Source organism: Chryseobacterium viscerum (genome assembly GCF_002899945.2).
In the GTDB taxonomy this organism is placed as follows: domain Bacteria; phylum Bacteroidota; class Bacteroidia; order Flavobacteriales; family Weeksellaceae; genus Chryseobacterium; species Chryseobacterium viscerum.
Window position 1 is genome coordinate 600,018 of record NZ_PPEG02000002.1, and the last position, 20,747, is coordinate 620,764.

Below are 20,747 nucleotides of genomic sequence, written 5' to 3' on the forward strand. Positions count from 1 at the left end.
AATAACAATTAAATATAAATAAAATTATGAGTACATATCCATTAGTAAAATTTGCCTTTGAAGTAGATTGGGGCGGAACAAAGGTAGGTTTTCAGGAAGTAACAGGATTGAATGCAGAAACTGCTTTGATTGAATACAGACATGGGGCAAGCCCGGATTTCAGCAAGATGAAAATGCCTGGAATGACAAGCTTCAGTAACATCACTTTAAAAAGAGGAACTTTCAAGAGTGATAATGAGTATTTTGAGTGGTTCAAGACGATTCAGCTTAATACAGTAGAGCGCAGATCGATTACTATTTCTCTTTTAGACGAGAACGGAGAGCCTGCAGTTACCTGGAAAGTGAAAAATGCATTCCCACTTAAATTACAGTCAACAGATTTGAAAGCTGAAGGTAATGAGGTAGCATTGGAAACTTTAGAAATTGCACACGAAGGATTAACTATTGAAAATAACTAATCATGGCTCTCTTATATCCTCCAACCAGTTTCTCTTTTATTGTTAATGGGATCTCAACAACTGAGGGTATTGACTCCAGATTTCAGTCTATATCTGGTTTATCAACTGAAATAAGCACTGAAGAATACGCCGAAGGAGGCGAAAACAGATTTACTCATCAACTTCCTTTGAGACCAAAATATCCTAATTTAGTTCTTAAACGTGGATTAATTGTAAGTTCAGGATTGATAAGCTGGTGTAGAAATGCTATGGAAAACTTCGAGTTTGAGCCTAGAAACCTGATTGTTTCTCTTGCAGGAGGACTTCAATCTACAGCCCCTTTAATGGTTTGGAATGTAGTGGGTGCTTACCCTGTAAAATGGGAAGTATCAGAATTCAACGCCGAAGAAAGCAAACTTGCTATTGAAACAATAGAACTGAAATATAGATATTTCACAATACCCTCATCGTTAGCAAGCTTAGGCTTGTAATTTCTAAATCAAATCTAAGCACTAGAGCGTGTGTTAGTTTAAAGATAACTTTTAGCAACATCTTTTTTCATAAAAAACAACAGATTAGTCTATAACCGAGACTGAACACACCCTTCATGTGCTTAGATTTTTTTAAATAAATACGTTAAATAATTGGTTTTAAGTTTTTTACGTATTAATGATTAATTAAAAAACAAACGAAATGCCAATAGAAATAAAAGAGCTTCACATTAAAATAAATGTGGACGAAAAAGCAGCAGCAACAACAACTAACCAATCGGTAGATGGAGCACAAATCATGCGGGCAATCAGCGAAAGTGTAGAGCAAGTAGTAAAAATAGAACAACGTAAAAAAGAAAGATAATGAGAGGAGAACTTCAAAAACTGACAATAGGAACGTACGAAAACTCTGATTACGATAAAAGAATTGCTAATCATGCCTTTAAAACTTTTATCAATCCTACAGGTTATTCCGTCACATATAAAACTGAACTTGAACCTGGTCAGGCACTAGGAACTGCTAAAGCAGATTTAAAATATGTTGCATCACCTTCAACTGATTTACTTTTAGAATTTTTATTTGATGGTACAGGAGTAACAGAAGCATATACTGGTAATAAGCTTATTAATAAAATTAAAGGAAAATTATTTGAGAAAACATCAGTAAAAAAGCAAGTTACGGATTTTTATGAAGCAACAGGAAAGGTTGCAGGTCCTATCCACAAACCCTATAATGTTATTCTTAATTGGGGTGATTTTGAATTTAAAGGAGTATTAGCAGAATTTACTGTAGAATACAAATTGTTTGACAACAAAGGACAGCCTTTGAGAGCCATAGGAAAAGCAAAATTTAGTGAATCTATAAGCCCTAAGTTAGAAGCAGCAGAGAAGAAAAATAATTCACCAGACCTTACCCACAAAAGGATAATACAGGATGGAGATACGCTTCCCTTAATGACCGAAAGAATTTATGGCGATTCTAAATACTATTTGGAAGTAGCTAAAGTGAACGGTCTTATCAATTTCAGACAGTTGATCCCAGGGGATGAGTTATACTTTCCACCTTTAGAAAAAATATCATAACATGAACAATAGCGGATACATACAAACAGCAAAAAACTCAGACCTGATTACCTATAAGGTTATGTCCGGAGGTACAGAATTGCCGGGCAAGTATGGTGTGAAAAGCATTGTAGTCGAAAAAGAAATCAACAGAATTCCTTATGCCCACATTGTTATTTTAGACGGAAGTGTGCCGGAACAAGACTTCAAGCTAAGCAATGAAGATCTGTTAATTCCTGGAAAAGAAATTGAGATCACTGCCGGATACCACTCTGAAGAAGAAACCATCTTTAAAGGAGTTGTTGTAAAACACAATATCAAAGTTAGAAACGGTTCTTCTTACCTCATCATCGAATGTAGAGATAAAGCTGTGAAAATGACTTTAGGGAGAAAAAGCAAATATTTCTACGACAGCAAAGACAGTGATATCATTGAAGAATTAATAGGAAATAGCGGTGCAACTGCCGATGTAGAAGCTACTTCAAATTCACATAAAGAACTGGTCCAGTACCGGGCTTCTGATTGGGATTTCATGTTAACCAGAGCGCAGGCTAACGGTAAACTTTGTTTTGTAGATAACGGAACGATAAAAGTCGCTAAGCCTGATTTTAGTGGTGAAGCCGTAGAAACAGTGGTTTACGGATCCTCCGTACATGAATTTGACGGAGAGATAGATGCCAGAGATCAGTTCAACAAGATTACAGCCAAAACATGGAGCTATACCGATCAGGAAGTGACAGAAGTTGAAGCACAGGATCCGGCTATTAAACTCAATGGAAATCTTTCATCCGGTGATTTAGCAGATGTTTTTGGAATTGAAGACCTACAGCTTAAACATGGCGGAAATCTTACCCAAAGCGAGCTTCAGGAATGGAGCGATGCGAAAGCAACTTTTCAACAGTTAGCAAAAACCAGAGGAAGAGTACAGTTCCAAGGAATTCCATCTGTAATACCGGGAGTTTCATTAACACTTCAGGGGGTAGGAAACCGATTTAACGGAAAAATATACGTAACCGGTGTCCGTCATGAAATAGCCGAAGGAAATTGGCTGGTAGATGCTCAGTTTGGGCTTTCTCCAACGTGGTTTTCAGAAACCTATGATGTAAGCGAAATGCCAGGTTCAGGAATTATTCCTTCCATAAGCGGATTACATGTTGGGGTAGTATCACAATTAGAATCAGATCCGGATGGTGAAGATCGAATTTTGGTGCAAATACCCATCATCAATAACGAGGAAGAAGGTATTTGGGCACGAGTAGCCACCCTTGATGCAGGAGAAAACAGAGGATCATTTTTCAGACCGGAAATCGGAGATGAAGTCATCATCGGATTCATTAATGACGATCCCAATGATGCCGTGGTGCTAGGAATGCTGAACAGCAGTGCAAAACCAGCTCCAATTGTAGCTTCTGATGATAATCATGAAAAAGGATTTGTCACCCGAAGCGAAATGAAAATGATTTTTAATGATGATAAAATCTCATATACCCTGGAGACACCAAAAGGAAAAAAAGTGATTTTAGATGAAGATGCAGACGTCATTAAAATAGAAGATGAACATTCTAATATTCTTACCCTTAATAAAGATGGTATTAGTATGGAAAGTGCAGGAGACATCAAAATCAAGGCAAAAGGCGACGTGAAAATTGAAGGAACGAATATCGGTTTAAAAGCATCTGCGCAGTTAAAAGCAGAAGGCAGTTCCGGTTCAGAACTTAAATCAGGAGCAGTAACAGTTGTAAAAGGATCTCAAGTAAAAATTAATTAATAATCATGAAACCGGCAGCAAGAATTACAGACATGCATACTTGTCCTATGGTGACAGGCACCGTTCCGCATGTGGGAGGACCCATCATTCCGGCAGGAGAACCTACGGTACTTATTGGAGGTATGCCCGCAGCAAGAGTTGGAGACAAAGCAATGTGCACAGGTCCATTAGACACTATTGCATCAGGATCTTCAAGTGTTTTGATCGGCGGAAAACAAGCCGCAAGAATGGGAGATTCTACCGCTCATGGAGGGGTAATAACCGCAGGTGAAGCTACTGTTTTGATAGGTGGATGATCCCATTTAATTAAAAATAAAAATGTAAAACATCCATAACAAAACGGTTAGAATAACTAAAACTCTATGTTACAGATGCAAGATGTTACAATTAAATATAATACAAATAACGTATGAAAATAAATACAGATTTTTTAGGAATAGGCTGGAGCTTCCCGCCTGAGTTTAATCAGACTGAAGGAAAACTGGCAATGACCACAGATGTAGAAGACATCAATAATAGCCTTATTATTTTGCTGTCGACGCGCCCGGGTGAACGTGTCATGTTCCCCAACTACGGATGTGACTTGCAGGAAATGCTCTTTAAACCTCTGGACTTAACGCTTATTACCCAAATGAAAGGAATTGTTGAGCGTGCTATTTTATATCATGAGCCTAGAATAAATATTTTAAGTATTGATATCGATACTCAGGAAGAACTTCAGGGAGAAGTTTTGATACAAGTTGACTACGAAGTAAGAAATACTAATACAAGAAGCAATATTGTTTTTCCTTTCTATAAAGGAGAAGCTACCGAAATATAATGAATTACGGGATGTCTGTAGCCATTTTGAATACTACCAAACACTACATGAAGTATTGCATCTGACCATAGAAAGATAAATATAAACAAATGAAAAAAACAGATACATTTTCACATTATCGTGAAGGAAAATCACAAATGCAGCGCTTTTTAGCAGAATTAGATCCTAGCAATCTTGAATTACACGATTTCGATTTGTTTGATTGGCTATTATTTGCAAACAATTTTGCTAAGCGTGTAAATTATTTTGACAAAGATGATAATACAAAACCACAAGGAAACTGGGGAAACTTCTTCTTGGGTGATGATACCAATGATATAATGCCGCGTAGGGAAAGCATTGAGTATAAAAGTATGAAAAAACAGGTTACAGATCTTATGTCCCAGTTTGAACAAGACAGCAACTTGACCCCTCACTTGACATTATTTGTTTGTTTTTTAAAATTATTAGATTTCTCAAAAAAAGCCTTCAACAATCTGACGAAAAGGCATTTGGATTTCTATTATAATGAAATACTTCAAATTGAGAAAAATGATGCTAAATCAGACAAAGTCTACGTGATTTTTGAATTAGCAAAAAAAGCAATTCAGGAAAAAATTCCAGCCGGTACACTGCTGGATGGTGATAAAGACGCTGCTGGAAAAAAGCGAGTGTACAAAACTAATGGAGAACTCATTGCCAACCAGGCAAAAGTAGTCGAAATTAAAAGTTTTTTAAACGATGTTAAAAAAAGAGAGCTAAAAATGGCTCCCATAGCCAATACGGCTGATGGGCTGGGAGATAAACTACCGGAAGACAGCAACTATTGGTGGCCATTCGGGTATAACTCGGATGAAACAGTTTCGCATAAATCTATTTACAAAGAGCTCCCAAAAGCTAAACTAGGCTTTTCAGTGGCATCCTCTTTATTTGATTTAAAAGAAGGGGAAAGAACAGTCACGCTTACAATCGATTTTAATAAAAATTCGACTCAAAAACTACAGGAAATTGAAGATAAATATATTGAGAATAATATCAAAGTGCTTTGTAGTGGTGAAAAAGAATGGTTATCGGGCATCGTTTTAAAATGTATTAAAAACGAAGAAGAAAGATTAGAACTTTCTTTTACACTGCCCAAAGATTTCCCGGCAGTTGTAAAATACAATAAGGAAGTGCTGTCAGAAACATTCCAAACTCAATTCCCGGTCGTAAGGTTTATGATCGAAGGAGAAAAGTACTACGATATCTACGAAGCTCTTTCAGAAAAACTAATAAAAAATATAGAAATAGCAGTTGATGTAAAAGGAGTAAAATCAATAGAGATAGAAAATGACAGCAGTACATTAAATTCGGAAAAACCGTATTATCCATTCACTGCACAGCCCATTAAAGGATCTAATTTCTATATCAAATGTCCTGAAATGTTTTCCAAAAAATGGCTCAATGCAGACATTAGTATCCATTGGAAAAATACTCCGGATTCTATAAAAGATTTATACAACGGATACATCATTCAGCCTAATCAAAATATCAGCTTACAGGATTTTGAAGGCTTAAAAAATTCATCAATTGTAGGTTCTGATGCTTATTTTAAAGCAGATACCGCATTGTTGGAAAAAGAAATATGGTACGCCAAAGCCAATAATATTGATGTATTCAAAAAAGTAGACGGCGCTTATAAAACCCAGTTTTCTATCAATAATACCAATGAAGAGCCTGGTACCAGTGAGTCTATACGATTAACATTGAACCAGTCTTCACTACAGGATGTATACCCTAAGCTGTATACATTGGCATTATCAAGCAAACCTACTAGCGGCAAACTGATTCCAAACGAACCCTACATCCCTTTTGCTGAAGATATAGAACTGAATTACACTGCAAAGGAAAATGCATATTCGTACTTAGATAAAAGCTCTGAAAATGTAGCTTCAAAAAGTAAAGGGGTACAATTGTATCATGAAGATGCATTCGGACAGTACGAAAAAGAAGTTGAAACGAAGAGTATCGTACCTGTACACGGAAACGGAGGGGAGCTATACATCGGCTTGGAAGCAATGCCTCAAACCACCGTTTCACTATTAATCCAAATGCTGGAAGGAAGTGAAAATCCTTTAGTGGAAACTTTCCAGGAAAAAGAGTTTATAGAATGGCATATCCTTTCAAATAATACATGGGTGAGTCTGTCGAATGATATGCTGCAGAATGAGACCAGAAGATTTCTGGAATCAGGTATTGTAAAGTTTAAAATTCCTAAAGATATCAATACCAACCATACAAGGTTTACCAACGGATTATTTTGGATCAGAGCCAAATCACAAAGAAGTTATGATGCGGTATGTAAAATTCAGGGAATATACACTCAGGCTGTTTTGGCAACCTTCCAGAATCAGGACAATGATCTGTCCCATTTGAATAACGGATTGAAAGCAAAAACTATTGCTAAGCTTATTACCAGAGTGCCTCAGGTGAAATCGGTTAGCCAGCCTTACAATTCTTTCGATGGTAAATACAAAGAAACAGACACAGAGTTCTACAGACGGGTGAGTGAAAGACTGAGACATAAGCACAGAGCCATTACCCAATGGGACTACGAACAACTGGTATTACAGGAATTTCCGGAAGTCTTTAAGGTAAAATGTTTAAATCATACCTCTGAAAAATCATATATGGCTCCGGGACATGTAACCTTAATGGTAGTGCCGAATATTAAAAATAAAAATGCTTTTGATGTCTATCAGCCAAGAGTAAGCAGAGCCAGTCTGAATAAAATTCAAAATTATGTCAATGAATTAAATACGATGCATGTTAACGCTCAGGTAATCAATCCAAATTATAAAGAAGCAAAAGTAGAAACGAAGGTTAAGTTCTTTGAGCAGTACGACGAAACATTTTACATCCAGCAATTAGACGAAGATATTAAAAAATATATATCGCCATGGGCTTTTACAGATTCTAAAGATATCGATTTTAACGTGGAACTAAATGTTAATCAGCTCATTAATTACTTGGAGCAGCTGTATTACGTAGATTATATTGATGAGATAAAGATATTGGTAAATAATGTTTTACAAAAACAATCTTTAATCGAAGTAGATCCAAAATCAATCCTGGTATCTGCTAAGCAGCACGATGTAAGTATTACGGACCAAGTATGTATTTAATAATAATAAGAAGAAAACATAATCATGTCAGAAAATAAGCACATTAGTATATCAAAAAATATAGAAACAGGAGATCAAACAGATTTTCATTTTCTACGAAAAACAGGTATTGAATACATAGAAAAATTAGGAGGAAAACTTTGGACCGATTATAACTCTCATGACCCTGGTATTACCACACTGGAAGTTTTAAGTTATGCCATCACAGACCTAGGGATGAGAATGAACCTGAATATGGAAGATATCTTAGCATCCAAAGATGTAAAGAAAGACATTCATACACAGTTTCTAAAGGCTACAGAGATTTTACCTTCAAGACCTTTAAACGAGCTTGACTATAGAAAGTTGTTCATAGATATCAACCTGGTGGCAGGTCATAAAAGACCAATCCGTAATTGTTGGCTGGTTCCTAAAACTGAAACGTTGTACGTTGACTGCAAAACCGGGAAATTAGATTTTAAGCCGATTGGAGAAAAAATACGAGATCTTAAGGTGAAAGGACTGTACGATCTTTATGTAGATTATGCCGAAGATATTGATGCTGAAGGTAATGGATGTCAAAAATCCAATGTCAATATCAATATATTAGACCGTTACCATGCCAATAGAAGTCTTTGCGAAGATTTGGCTGAAATTAAAGAAATCGAAACCCAAAAAGTGGCCGTATGTGCCCGCATCGGACTTGTAAACAAAGCCGATGAAGAGCTGGTACACGCTAAAGTAATAAAAGCGATCAATAACTACCTGTCTCCGGAGGTTCATTTTTATTCACTGAAGCAAATGCTTGACAAAGGTCTGGCTACAGATCAGATTTTTGAAGGTCCCCTCTTGGACAATGGTTTTATTGATACTGAAGAACTTGAAAAAAGCCAGTTAAGAAAAGAAGTCCGTCTTTCCGATATCATCAGTGAAGTGATGAAAATTGACGGAGTTAAAGAAATTCATGAAATTTCTATTGCAGGGTGTGATAGCGTGATCAAACAAACCAATGACTGGCTGATCTGCATTGAAAAAGGCAGAAAACCCGAGCTATGTGACCTAAGTTCATTCAGCTACAGTAAAGGTTCCCTTCCGTTAAATATCAATGACAAAAAAGTTCAGGAATATTTAGAAACTCTTAAAAGAGAAGAAGAAGTATTGAGGGATGATGCAAGACAAAATAAAGAATTGACTTTACCACAGGGAAATTCATATGATATCGCAAACTATGCTACTATTTTAAATGAATTTCCGGATACATATGGAGTAGGAGTATCAGGGATTATTGGAAATCATTCTCCAGAGAGAGAAGCTCTGGCCAAACAATTGAAAGGCTATTTGCTGTTTTTTGACCAGATCCTTGCCAGCTACTTCAAACACCTTGAAAAAGTAAAAGAAGTATTAAGTGTAAATGGTGATTTGAAAAGAACTTATTTTACCCAGGTTCTTAAAAATATTAAAGGCTTTGACAAGTTGGTTCATGATTATCCTACTAACGAGGATGAGCTTACAGATTCGTTATATGAAGAGCTGGATAACAGTGTGGAGCGCCGAAATGAAGTTTTGAATCATTTGACCTCTCGTTTTGCTGAAACATTCAGTGATTATACGTTCCTAATGAAGTCATTGTATGGAAAATCTGCCGATGAAATCGTCCTGAGTAACAAAGAAACCTTCCTGCATGAGTATACATCATTAAGTAAAGACAGAGGATTGGGTTACAATTATACATTAATTGGGGATTCAGATATTTGGAATACCAACAATATTTCCGGTGCACAGAAAAGAATAGCCCGTTTGTTGGGGATTAAAAATTATAGGCAGCGAAATTTATCTCAGTCGCCTGTTTCAATCATCAAAACAAAAGATAGTAACAATAAAGACAGCTATACCTGGAAAATAAAAGATGCTAATAGCAATATTATTTTATCATCTGTCAATACCTATAAAATTGAGTACGCTGCAACCAAAAGCTTAAATGAAGCGATTTATCAGACGATTCAAATAGATCAGGAAGATCTTGAAAATGAACTAGACAGATTAGATGAGAAGCATCTCGAAGATACAATAGAAAAACTAATAGCATGTGAGTATAATTACTGCTTAATTGGGAATATAAAAATCCGTGTTTCATTGGGAGGTAACTTCTATCTGGAGATTCTGGATGATACCGATAAGCAGAATGTCATTGCTACGCACAAAAAAACTAACCCTTATCCATCATTGCCATTATTGAAAGAGGGGATTAGGGAGATCGTGAAGTATTTTAAATATGAATTTACAGAAGAAGGTATTTTCCTTGTTGAGCACTTATTACTAAAGCCAACCTCCAAAGATTATAAACTCATGGGGGGCATAGGCTGCATGTCTATAGAAGGTAGCTTTAGAATAATGTATGACCTTGAAGAAAAAGGTATTGCAAAAGATCCAATAAAATATTCAGAAGCCTTCATGCATTCTTGTGAAGAAGATTGCGAAACAGATGTTTTTGACCCTTATTCTTACAGGGTAAGCGTTGTTCTTCCGGGCTTTGCTTATCGTTTCCAGGATCCTGATTTCAGACGCTATGCCGAAACAGTTATCAGACAGGAGATTCCGGCCCATGTTTTAGCAAAAATTTGCTGGGTGGGAGATCGATTGACAGAAACTGAAATTGCTCAGAATGACTTGTCTGAATTTGAAGTAGCCTTTAAAAAATACCTTTCAGATAAATCGAGAAACAATATTGTCAACCTTGGAAACAGCATTACAGATTTATTGACCGCTCTTACCCATTTAAACAATATTTATAGACCGGGAAGACTTCTGGACTGCGCAATGGATGATAATGACAGCTTAGACGGAAAAATCATATTAGGACAATCAAACATATAAAAACCGAAAAACAATGAATGCTAAATTAGATAATATAACAACCCAATATAGAAAGTTCAACGAAAATCAAGCGTTAACAGAAGGGCAATTAAACGAATTTATAGACTATTTCGAAGACCAGGACAGGCTTTCAAGAACTCGCCTGAGCGGGGTGGGAGTGGTATGTGGTTTTCAATCGACATACATAGATTTTGTTTTACAGCCTGATTCTGTAATGGAAAAAAAGTCTGGATCTGAAGATAAAGCGATTGATTTTGATTTTAATACAATTGCGATTACACAAGGTGCCGGAGTTACCACAGATGGTGATTTAATAACCCTGCGCCAGAAAACAGATAAAGAGGCAGAAGTTACTATCGATTTCACTACTAATACTTACAAATATTTTAGAAATTATATTGACAAGGTCGGGTACAAACATTTTCTTATTAGAGGGAAACAAATCCCTCTTTTAGAATTGATTACGCAGGAAGAATATACCCAATTAAAAAACCAGGGTGTTAATGTTGGAGATTTTAAGCACACAAAAGAAATCACCAACATCTATGGTAAAACCGTAATTCTGTATTTAGAAAGTTATTCCAATGAAGAATCACCATGTCAGGATGCAGATTGTGACAATACCGGTGCTGAGCAGGTGTCTAATCTCAAAGTGCTTTTAGCAGATTCAAATTCTGTTTTAGATCTTATCAAGCTGGGAGATGCAAAAGACACGATCTATAATGTTCACAATTCTTATGAAGAACTTTTTGATCAGTTGCCTAAAATAGAAGCCAAAAGAGTTATTCTGGACCCTGATGTTGTATCAGCAAGGCAATTGAAAGAGAAATTCCAAAATGCCATTGGTTCTGTTGCAGAATTAAGCAATGGGTTTAATGCAATTGCAAGTACTTTTAATGTGAGTGTCAACCTGGGAGGACAGTCCCTTTTTGATAAATTGGATTCCCTATTTAAGAATACGGTACGAGGTTTTGACGACTATCAGTATCGATATGACTTGCTAAAAGATTTAATTGATACCTACAATGAAATAAAAGGATTGATCCTGCATCTTAATGCAGAATGCTGTCCGGCTATAGCTTCATTCCCTAAACACCTTATGTTGGGAGCTGTTGGAGCCACACAGGAATTAGGAAAATATATTCCACTCCGTCACGGTTTTTACCATTCACCTGTAACCACAAATGATGATGAGAACTACGAAAAAGTGGTAATGCTTGCCAATCGTTTTGTACAGAAAATAAATGGATTTCAATCGTATATGGGAGCCATTAAAATTACTCCTTCCAATCTTTATGTGAGATTGGGTGAAAAAGCGATCCCTTATTATTATAATGTAGATAAACCATTATTGGCTCAATGGAACTTTGAAAAAACAAAAACCGATAGAGAAACTTACAATTTAAGCTATCATACAGCCAATCTGGCCGGGGACGATTTTGTTCAGAATCCGTTGAATTTTAATATTGATAACAACGATTTCTATAGAATTGAAGGCCATTTAACATTGCCTTACAAAACAGCCTTACAAAATATCAATGATCTTAAAACAAAATACGGATTAGCCTTTGATGTTATTGCTTTGGTTTTAGAGAAAGGTGAACTGATTGGTGGCGATGTATCCAATGAAAAAACAGTATCAATAGATGACCTTAGAAAACAATTAACATCAATTTCCAGTGATATCAGTAATAGAAAAGGAGATTCACAAAACACCTTACTAAATATTTCTAAGTTAGACGAGAAATTAAGATTGTTAAATAAAGCTGAATTCGCAAAAGACGGATCAGCAGAAGGAGTTACTGTGGTAAAACAAGATCCTAAAAAAGATGATGTTGTAAGCGAACTGTTAAGCGAATTTTTAGAAAGAAAATCAGGCTTGGAGCATGTAGCTGGTGTAGAACCGGGGGGAACCTTTGTTTTAATTTACGCATCAGAAACGTACAATCAGGTTCTTGCAGATTTCTCATTACCTTATCTGTGCTGTTCTAAAAAGGAACCTGTGTTCCTGATGTTGCCAGACAGTAAACTATGTCAGAAAGATGCTCCGATTGCTATGACAATCGTTCCGCAAAACGGAGAAGTGAAAGCATTTGTAAATGGTACTCAGATCCCTGCGGTTACGCAATCCGGAGGTCAAAGCTTCTTCGATCCTGGTTTGGTTAACGCAGCTTATTTTGGACAAACCATTACGTTTACAGTTAATGATGATCTGGTGGAAGCACAGATGGTCGTGTATCCACAACCTAATGTAACTGTTACCACAGGAAGTGTGAGCTATGATGCTCCTACAACGGACGAAAATGCAAACAACCCAGATGCTACGGTTGAATTTAAAGTTGCCGGTGACTTTACAGGTCTTACATTTACTTGGAACTTTGATGATGGTACTCCAATACAGCATAATGAGGCACCTGCTAACACAAAACTTCATGTGTACAAGCTTGTTGCAGGACAAGAAAAAACGTTCAATCCAACCCTTACAGTAACCAATGCGAACGGCTGTAGCACTGTGTACAAATTAGCTCCGCTGAAATTAAAAGGCCAATCTACGATTGCATGTTTAAGTGGTATGAGAGTGGTCATTCAGTATAGAGATGATGTAGACACTGGTCACGTTTGTAATGATGCTACTTTCAACTTAACAGGAAACGGTATTGTGATAGGAGGAATAAACCCATATCCTGGCTATATTGGAAATATACATTTAAGTAATACAGGAGGTAATCAGGATAGAAACAATCATAAACCTGGTACTCCTGCGCTGAGTAGATATAATGAAATTATTATCACTCAAGCCGAAGCTAAAACCATGGCTTCAAAAACAACAGACGGTTTTGTAGAGTTTTCACTGGAATGTGCTTTACCTGTTAATAATAGACCACCAACTGGTTGTCACCAGGATGTTGCCTATACAGAAATCTTCTTAGCAAACGCTACAGTTCCTATTTATAAAGGATATCCAAATGGGAATTTCTTAAAGATAAACCCTTGTACAGGAGTGACAAAATAATAGTCAAATAATAACTTCATAGGCAGTATAAATTGCCTATGAAGTTTATTAAAAGACCTTAATGAATCATTAAAAAATGAACAATAATGAATAATCAATTAAGTAATATAGCAGTCCAATACCGCAAATTCAGTAAAGGACAATACATAGAACACCCCCAGTTCAACGAGTTTTTAGATTTTTTTGAAGACCAGGACCGTTTGTCAAAAGTGCTGCTGCAAGGGGTAGGTATTGTATGTGGTCTCAAACCAGATCTTATTTATACAAATAAGCTATTGAGCGGCATACAACTTTCTCAGGGAGTGGCTATAACAACCGACGGAGATCTGCTGACTTTGAATAATACCAGTGAGGTAAGTAAAGATCTGTATGTAAGTGATTTAAAGACCATCAAGATAGAAAGTAAAAAGTATACCTATTTTAAAAAGTATGATAATTTTAAAGTAAATTATCCGGCATTTTATTATGGAAAAGACAACCAGATTGAACTGTGGGAATTAGCAACAGATGAGGAAGCAAATTCAGGTTTTCAACCCATCAGCAATCTTTCAAATTTAGAAGACAAATATCTGTTGCTGTATCTGGAAGATTATGAAAAAGAAGTGAAACCTTGTAGGGGAGTTGATTGTGATAACCATGGAATCCAGCAAATTCGAAATCTCAAAGTATTAGTCACTACAGCTAACGGAATCAATTATATTCTTGGAAAAGATAAGGTTCAGCCTCATCCATTGTTCGTGGATGACATCCTGGGGCCTGTGAAACAGGAGCGAGTTATTGTAGAACAGCTTATTTTAGAAAATGACATTGACACTCCTTTTTCCTTTACTGATTTAAGAAATCTGTATATCAAAGCTTTAGATAAAAATGGGTATGGTGAAGCTCTTTTTCAAAAAATCAATGCCATTTCTCAGTTCATGGGAACTTCAGGAGCGAACCATTCAGTTTTCAAAAGCACATTAAATAAGTTCCTTGCTAAAGAATCTGGTTTTCAGTATGCTTATGATGTAGTGAAGGATTTGGCAGATACCTATTCTGAAATTATAAAGCTGCTTCCTAAAGCATTTACCAAGTGTCTTCCTGATGTAGTTTCTTTTCCTAAACATATCATGCTTGGGAAACTACTATCGGATACCCAATTAGATTTCTCAAGACATCAGTTTTATAACTCGCCTGTTTTGGATGATGAGAAAACCACACAAAGAGTCAAAGTACTAATTAATCGTTTTAATCAGCAGGTACTGAGTTTCAAGTATCCTGACTTCGTTGAAATTGGGGCTCAACAAAAGATCAAAATTACGCCATCGCAAAAATTGAATCCTCTGAGCAACAAAGCGGTTCCTTTTTACTATGAGCTTTCAGTAGAACTTTTAAAAGCGTGGAACTTTGATAAAACAAGTAATCGGTCATTTACAGATAACCTGGCATATGATACAGGGTTTGCATTAAACGAATATATAAAAGACCCTTTGAGTTTTAATATTGATAAAAGCTCATTTTACAATATAGAAGGACATCAGGGATTGGATTATCAAACAGTTTTTGATCAAATAAAGGAAATCAGAGATAAGCAGCAGCTGGGATTTGATATTATGCTGGTGTCTTTGAATGAGCTAAAAGATAATAAAGACCTGGTAAAAGCCTATTTCAATGAATATTTAGAAAAACATCCGGGATTGGAACACAAACGTGGTGTTCAGCGGGGAGGAACATTTGTTATTGTTTATCAGAATATTGGGAGAGACAATAAAGTTGTCGCGGATTTTTCACTTCCGTACATATGCTGTACTCCAAAAAATAAAATTGAATTGAGCTTGCCAACCACTACTATTTGTATAGAATCCCGCCCTATACCTTTTAAAGTAATTCCTGCGAATGGAGAAGTGAAAGCTAATGTCAGTGCAAATGTAAAAGGGGGTGTGGAATTAATAGGTACCCAATATTTCTTTAATCCGAAAAAGGTAGACTTAAGTCTGCTTGACAAGGAAATTACCTTTACTGTCAACGGGAAGCCTACCAATTGTAGTATCAAAGTGATTTCACAACCCAATATAAAAATAGAAGTCGTTGAACCTGTCATTTATTCTGGAGGAGATTCAAAAACAACCATCGTAAACTTTAAAGTTTCAGGACAAAATTTTGCAAACTATACTTACAGCTGGGATTTCCTGGGTAATGATGTTTGGGCTCCTATAAACCCAGATAAAAATGGGTATGTGAGTTACAAGTATTCTAATCTGGATCCAAAAAATATTCCAGTAGTAAGGGTAAAAGTGAGTGGCGGCGGATGTAGTGAGACGATACCTGTAAATTTACCCCTGACCAAAGAGTGTCCGGTGATTTCAAATATTAAATATATAATTCTTGATAATGGTAATGATACCCAAACATTCACTTTTGATTGGGATTTACCTTCAGATCTTTCTGGAATAACAGGCTTGAATATTTATGATTCAAGTGATCTTGAAAATGGATGGCATTATGAACCTGGATCATATCGTCCACGAAGAACAATTACATTGCCTTTAGGTAAATACTCTATTAGATTCGGTTTAGTGGGTTCATGTAAAAAAGAAGAAAATACTCAGGATCTTCCGGGATTTGATGATATTGGAATTATGAAAGATCAGAATAATCACCCACCTGTTGTATCAATCAAATGGAATGATATATTAGGAAATGGAGACAGGGTATGTACACAGCCTACTTGTAACTATGCGGTTGATGTTTATGCAAGCGATCAGGATGGAGATCTTGCCAGCGTTCAGATTCAGAAAAGTACTAATAATGGGACTACATGGAGTTTGTTTACTGGTAATTTCAACGGAACGACATTTACAGACTCTATAAGTGGATTGGGTACAAATTTATATAGAGTGGTTGTAATAGATGCAAAAAATAATACAGCTACTTCAAACATTCTTTCCTATAAAAATGAATATCGTCCGACGGTTGTGATAGAGAGTATTGTTTTCCCTACTAATGGCAATTGCTGCACAGATATTTTGCCTACTGTTATCGCTAAGGTGGAAGGACCAGATAGAGTTCCTTTCTCCAGTCGGGAATTTGGATTGAAAGGATTAGCCGATGGACCTACAGACCTTCTGTATTTCTGGAGTAAATTAACAGGTCCGGATGTGAAACTTATTGGAACAGATACATCTAATCTGACAGTTAAAGATATAAGTTTTGGAAAATATGAGTTCCGGCTTTTAGTGAAGGATCGTAATAGTGATGCATTTGGTATCGCTGTAGCAAAGGTAGACGTGTTTTATGATCAATCTTAATCCGTGATCAGATAATAAAGAAAATTGCTGAAAAGAACAGATTTCTTTATGCCATATCTAATATAAAGGGGTGTTTTTTAATCTTCAAAATGATTACAACATCCCTTAGATATTAGAAAAAATATAATAATAACAATAAAAATATAATCTAATGATAGGATCAAAATGTGATGTTTCATTTAATATAAAATACAACTCTTCCGAGGCAATAACAAAGGCTGTGGTGAATTACGAATACCCGCCGGCATCGGGAACTATAGTTACTTATGACATAGATAATCCATTGCCTCAGAGTGGAGATAAGGTCGAACTTAAAGATATTCAAATTCCGGGCACTTACCATTTGGAAGTAAAGTTGGCTATAGGGAATGTTACTGCTAAGACCAATGCTACTTTGGTAGTTGACAGGTGTACCGCTCCTTCTTCTTGTGGAGCTCCGGTTATAAAATCAGTAGAAGTACTGAAGGATGGTCAGATAGTAATGGATTATTGGGTTGATATTAATGATTTTGTAACGCTGGAATATCAAATAGCAACAGATAGTAATTTTACAAACATTATTTATGTGAAAGGAGCTTTTGATTACGCCCAGCTTGAATATATTGATATGAAAAGTGGAAAGATTCCTAATAATACTCAATTATACATAAGAATAAGAAAATATTGCAAGTCAAATGGAATTTCGGATTGGTCAAATGTCATTACTTTTCAATCCGGGACATGGAGAAATCCTTTAGAAGCCCGTTGCCAGGCTAGTGGTGATGATTTGATTGAGGATATTTGCTATGGAGACAGAGATCCCATTTTGAAGATAGAAGTAGCTTTGAGTACGGATAAACCAATGATAGGAAGTTTAATTTATTTGAATAATGATTTGCTTGCAATACCAGAAAATATAAAAAAACTTTATCAAAATGCACCCGATAACTTCAAAAATAATGGAATCTTATGGATAAGATTCTCAAGTATTAATCCGAGTTTTATTTATTTAGTGAAGTCAGAAACAGCTGAAATAGTAGATGTAACACAAAGATTTAAATGTTAGCCATCCTAGCTAACTTATATAAGAATGCCCCAATAAAATCCTCAAGAAATTGAGGATTTTATTCACCCGGGCAGTTATCTTCTGTTATTCTTACGTCTGGTACTTATAATATTGAAAAGCTTCGCAACATCCTTGAGATGGATCTCGAAATCCTCATAATATTCGTTCAGGGAGTGAAGAGTGATAATACCGTTCTCAACATCATGGTTGATAATTCTTTTTACCAGAATTCCTTTCTCTTTGTGAACGATTACAAAATCCCACTTGTCATAATGCAGCTTACTCATCCAGTAATCCTGTCTGATATTTCTGCATAAAATAATGTCGCCTTCCAGATAGCTTTCGTACGATCCGTTGTCCATGCTGTCTCCTTTTACTTCAAAGCACATGTATTCACCCCGGTGTTCCACATCGTCCGTAAAAGGAATTGTGGGTAGACTTTCTATATATTCTTCATCCGCAAATCTGCTTAGATAGCCAGCTTGTGCATATTGATTGGCAAGCGGAACATTCATGATTTTTAAATCCGAAAAAACAACAGGTGATGCACTATCATTATTGAGTTCCTTTTGCTGTTCCAACAGTAAGTTGGTTACAAAATAAGCCGTTGTTTCCGGTATTTTTCGTTCGCCTTTTTCCCAATATTGAACAGCTCTGGTACCTACTCCTATAGATTTTGCAATATCAGCCTGCTTCATGTTTAGTTTCTTTCTGATTTCTTTGAATTCTAAATAGTTCATTTTGATATGTTTATAGTTTATTTGTAAAAAAATATGAAAAATATTCTCTTTTGTGTTTTGAAAAACGAACAATGTTCGTATATTTGTTTCGCTGTTCAGATAGAACCGTACAAATATACAAAATTATATTTATAATTGAATGTTGTTTTAATATTTAAAAACCTTGTTTGAATGATATAAATCCTTGTAATCAAAAAGTTAAACAACGGTTTTTATACTTGATACGCTTTGTGGTTAGATTTTGTTTTATCATGCGCTAATTAAAACAAAAAAATCTTTTTAATCTAAATAAGTGTAAAAAGTGCATTTTTAATATATGTGACAATAGTTTTTTGTGCGTTTATTCTGTTCGGTTTTATCAGTGAGGAAAATGTGTTTATTTTTTGATTGATTTAAAAATAAAGCAGCTGTTGGCTCTTTGTTTTTCGAAAACACGAAGTAAACTAAAAAATGCAGACTCACACTACGGGTCAATCTATAAAATATCGATTAATTATAGTGATCAGTAAGACTGTTAATACATCCTAAAGAGGAGATAAAATTTGTTAAACAAGCTCAATTGTTTTTGAGAATAATTTAATATAGACAAAAAGGATGTTATGCTCTTTATAAACAAATACAAGAAGTAAATGCTGACTCTGTGTGCTTATAGAATATCAATTCATTATAAGCATCCATAGAATGATTTACCAAAAAGTAAAATTTAGAAAGAAGTTGAGGTATCATTTCTATTAGAAAGTACCTGGTGTCGACTTCTAAAAAACCAAAAATTAAATAATGTAATTGGATATCTATTCGAAGGCTTAAAATCTGCCTTTAGGGTACCTTATGGACTCAATTAAACAGTAAGAATTTAAGAAATATGATAAATGTCTGATTCAAAAATAAACTTTTAGCCTTAAAAACAAACAAACTTTTAACCAAAGAACATGAAACGTAGTAAAGAATTAGTAGAGAAAAGAAAAGATTTCGTTATTGAATATGTAAAACGTAATCAAAGTAAACAGATGAAGGTAATTGTTACCGAGTTAACAGAAATGCTGTTTTTGTCCGAAAGAACAATATATAATATTCTTCTTCAAAGTTAGCAAAACAAAGTTCAGGCAATGTATTCATGTAATACTGCATTGAACTTCATTAAGATAATCTTTTAGAGCGAACTTATGAATTGGATCTCGAAATGATAGTATTCTAAAAAGATAGAAAAGGATTCAAAGTTATTATCCTGCCCCAATAACTACCCGTAGATCAGATGCATCAAAGGGTTGTCCTGACCTCTTTCTCAAATTTAAATTGATAGTAAAATACTAAGGTGAAAAACGGTTTTTGCTTTTAAGTTCTATTGTTTTTAGTGGAAACATAGGCCTGAAAATAGAAACCGTCTGACCTTAGGGTATTAGAGAAACCAATCCCCAAAAGATTAAAAAACAACTGTTCATTCAATAAAACTTAGAAACTTAGAAACCATGAAAAAAAAAGAAAAGAAAAAGAAGAAAAAAGATAAGGAAAAGCTGCAAAAGCCCCGTAAAGATATCAGTGATCTTATTGACGAATTAGCATATCTGAATGAGACTGGAAATATCCGTAAAAGCAAAAAATTTTTAGATCATATGTACATGCTGGATCAGGAATAATTATACATCTGAAAATTGTAAAAAAACAAAAATTTTTAATCAATAATATATAGCAAAAGAATGAATTTGGATAGTATAAAAGCCCTTTTGATTGGAACTGCAATAGCATTTTCAGGAGGGTTATTAAGAGTACTGGTCTCAATACAAAATAAGGAGAAGAAACAGCCGTGGGAACATTTTATTACATTATTAATTGTTGTAATCGTTGGATTTACAATGAGTTATTTGATGAATAGAGCCGAGTTACATGACAAATGGTATTCAACAGGAGTATTATTTGTACTTGGGTATGGCTATGATAAATTCCTGAAAATGATCACTACCAATCTGCCTAACTGGATTGATAAAGCAGTGAATCTTTTTATAGAAAACAGATATGGTATTAAGACCAATAGACAACCTGAAGAAGAGGAAGAAAAAAAGGATGACATGAATTAACTAAAAATGAAAAACT

At 35.3% G+C, this 20,747-nt stretch carries 16 protein-coding genes; 15 read left to right on the top strand and 1 reads right to left on the bottom strand.

Features of this window, described 5'->3' with window-relative positions:
- Positions 1–26 precede the first annotated feature (26 nt).
- The 12 genes from C1634_RS06355 (at position 27) to C1634_RS06405 (ending at position 17,919) form a co-directional block, all read left to right on the top strand.
- Positions 27–458 carry a phage tail protein gene (locus tag C1634_RS06355; protein WP_109738063.1) on the top strand — a complete coding sequence of 144 codons (432 nt, stop codon included), beginning with the start codon at positions 27–29 and terminating at the stop codon, positions 456–458.
- Positions 459–460: 2 nt separating this feature from the next.
- Positions 461–928, top strand: a complete 468-nt coding sequence (locus C1634_RS06360; RefSeq protein WP_103235303.1) for a phage tail protein — start codon at positions 461–463, stop codon at positions 926–928.
- A 202-nt stretch (positions 929–1,130) separates the two neighbouring features.
- Positions 1,131–1,292 (top strand): DUF5908 family protein, encoded by a 162-nt coding sequence (locus C1634_RS25910; protein ID WP_165835274.1) that lies wholly within the window; start codon positions 1,131–1,133, stop codon positions 1,290–1,292.
- Positions 1,292–2,011, top strand: coding sequence for a CIS tube protein (locus C1634_RS06365; protein WP_103235302.1), 720 nt, complete (start codon positions 1,292–1,294; stop codon positions 2,009–2,011). The genes C1634_RS25910 and C1634_RS06365 overlap by 1 nt, the downstream gene beginning before the upstream one ends.
- Position 2,012: 1 nt before the next feature.
- On the top strand, positions 2,013–3,758 hold the full coding sequence (vgrG, locus tag C1634_RS06370) for a type VI secretion system tip protein VgrG (protein ID WP_109738064.1): 1,746 nt from the start codon (positions 2,013–2,015) through the stop codon (positions 3,756–3,758).
- 5 nt (positions 3,759–3,763) lie between these two features.
- Positions 3,764–4,054: a PAAR domain-containing protein gene (locus C1634_RS06375; RefSeq protein ID WP_202980636.1), complete on the top strand. Its 291-nt coding sequence runs from the start codon at positions 3,764–3,766 to the stop codon at positions 4,052–4,054.
- A gap of 113 nt (positions 4,055–4,167) precedes the next feature.
- Positions 4,168–4,578, top strand: a complete 411-nt coding sequence (locus tag C1634_RS06380; protein ID WP_109738065.1) for a GPW/gp25 family protein — start codon at positions 4,168–4,170, stop codon at positions 4,576–4,578.
- A gap of 89 nt (positions 4,579–4,667) precedes the next feature.
- Entirely contained in the window at positions 4,668–7,721 is a 3,054-nt protein-coding gene (locus C1634_RS06385; RefSeq protein WP_109738066.1) for a baseplate J/gp47 family protein, read from the top strand.
- 24 nt (positions 7,722–7,745) lie between these two features.
- Positions 7,746–10,574, top strand: a complete 2,829-nt coding sequence (locus tag C1634_RS06390; protein WP_109738067.1) for a hypothetical protein — start codon at positions 7,746–7,748, stop codon at positions 10,572–10,574.
- A 13-nt stretch (positions 10,575–10,587) separates the two neighbouring features.
- Positions 10,588–13,587, top strand: a complete 3,000-nt coding sequence (locus C1634_RS06395) for a PKD domain-containing protein (RefSeq protein WP_109738068.1) — start codon at positions 10,588–10,590, stop codon at positions 13,585–13,587.
- 86 nt (positions 13,588–13,673) lie between these two features.
- Positions 13,674–16,874 carry a hypothetical protein gene (locus C1634_RS06400; protein WP_109738069.1) on the top strand — a complete coding sequence of 1,067 codons (3,201 nt, stop codon included), beginning with the start codon at positions 13,674–13,676 and terminating at the stop codon, positions 16,872–16,874.
- 151 nt (positions 16,875–17,025) lie between these two features.
- Positions 17,026–17,919, top strand: coding sequence for a hypothetical protein (locus C1634_RS06405; protein WP_103235011.1), 894 nt, complete (start codon positions 17,026–17,028; stop codon positions 17,917–17,919).
- Between the two features lie 74 nt (positions 17,920–17,993).
- Here C1634_RS06405 and C1634_RS06410 read toward each other — a convergent pair whose 3' ends face one another.
- Positions 17,994–18,659 carry a S24 family peptidase gene (locus C1634_RS06410; RefSeq protein ID WP_228410003.1) on the bottom strand — a complete coding sequence of 222 codons (666 nt, stop codon included), beginning with the start codon at positions 18,657–18,659 and terminating at the stop codon, positions 17,994–17,996.
- 929 nt (positions 18,660–19,588) lie between these two features.
- Between C1634_RS06410 and C1634_RS25915 the strand changes: the two genes are divergently transcribed.
- From C1634_RS25915 to C1634_RS06415, 3 genes are all read left to right on the top strand, one after another.
- Positions 19,589–19,747 carry a hypothetical protein gene (locus tag C1634_RS25915; protein ID WP_165835275.1) on the top strand — a complete coding sequence of 53 codons (159 nt, stop codon included), beginning with the start codon at positions 19,589–19,591 and terminating at the stop codon, positions 19,745–19,747.
- A gap of 378 nt (positions 19,748–20,125) precedes the next feature.
- Positions 20,126–20,293 carry a hypothetical protein gene (locus C1634_RS25920; protein ID WP_165835276.1) on the top strand — a complete coding sequence of 56 codons (168 nt, stop codon included), beginning with the start codon at positions 20,126–20,128 and terminating at the stop codon, positions 20,291–20,293.
- A gap of 60 nt (positions 20,294–20,353) precedes the next feature.
- Positions 20,354–20,731, top strand: a complete 378-nt coding sequence (locus C1634_RS06415) for a hypothetical protein (protein ID WP_109738070.1) — start codon at positions 20,354–20,356, stop codon at positions 20,729–20,731.
- The last annotated feature ends 16 nt before the right edge of the window (positions 20,732–20,747 follow it).

What these genes read in the sequence shown, in the direction of transcription:
- C1634_RS25915 (WP_165835275.1), top strand. Translation starts at nt 19,589, where the DNA reads ATGAAACGTAGTAAAGAATTAGTAGAGAAAAGAAAAGATTTCGTTATT.
- C1634_RS06355 (WP_109738063.1), top strand. Translation starts at nt 27, where the DNA reads ATGAGTACATATCCATTAGTAAAATTTGCCTTTGAAGTAGATTGGGGC.
- C1634_RS06380 (WP_109738065.1), top strand. Translation starts at nt 4,168, where the DNA reads ATGAAAATAAATACAGATTTTTTAGGAATAGGCTGGAGCTTCCCGCCT.
- C1634_RS06375 (WP_202980636.1), top strand. Translation starts at nt 3,764, where the DNA reads ATGAAACCGGCAGCAAGAATTACAGACATGCATACTTGTCCTATGGTG.
- C1634_RS25920 (WP_165835276.1), top strand. Translation starts at nt 20,126, where the DNA reads ATGAAAAAAAAAGAAAAGAAAAAGAAGAAAAAAGATAAGGAAAAGCTG.
- vgrG (WP_109738064.1), top strand. Translation starts at nt 2,013, where the DNA reads ATGAACAATAGCGGATACATACAAACAGCAAAAAACTCAGACCTGATT.
- C1634_RS06385 (WP_109738066.1), top strand. Translation starts at nt 4,668, where the DNA reads ATGAAAAAAACAGATACATTTTCACATTATCGTGAAGGAAAATCACAA.
- C1634_RS06360 (WP_103235303.1), top strand. Translation starts at nt 461, where the DNA reads ATGGCTCTCTTATATCCTCCAACCAGTTTCTCTTTTATTGTTAATGGG.
- C1634_RS06395 (WP_109738068.1), top strand. Translation starts at nt 10,588, where the DNA reads ATGAATGCTAAATTAGATAATATAACAACCCAATATAGAAAGTTCAAC.
- C1634_RS06410 (WP_228410003.1), bottom strand. Translation starts at nt 18,659, where the DNA reads ATGAACTATTTAGAATTCAAAGAAATCAGAAAGAAACTAAACATGAAG.
- C1634_RS06365 (WP_103235302.1), top strand. Translation starts at nt 1,292, where the DNA reads ATGAGAGGAGAACTTCAAAAACTGACAATAGGAACGTACGAAAACTCT.
- C1634_RS06415 (WP_109738070.1), top strand. Translation starts at nt 20,354, where the DNA reads ATGAATTTGGATAGTATAAAAGCCCTTTTGATTGGAACTGCAATAGCA.
- C1634_RS25910 (WP_165835274.1), top strand. Translation starts at nt 1,131, where the DNA reads ATGCCAATAGAAATAAAAGAGCTTCACATTAAAATAAATGTGGACGAA.
- C1634_RS06390 (WP_109738067.1), top strand. Translation starts at nt 7,746, where the DNA reads ATGTCAGAAAATAAGCACATTAGTATATCAAAAAATATAGAAACAGGA.
- C1634_RS06405 (WP_103235011.1), top strand. Translation starts at nt 17,026, where the DNA reads ATGATAGGATCAAAATGTGATGTTTCATTTAATATAAAATACAACTCT.
- C1634_RS06400 (WP_109738069.1), top strand. Translation starts at nt 13,674, where the DNA reads ATGAATAATCAATTAAGTAATATAGCAGTCCAATACCGCAAATTCAGT.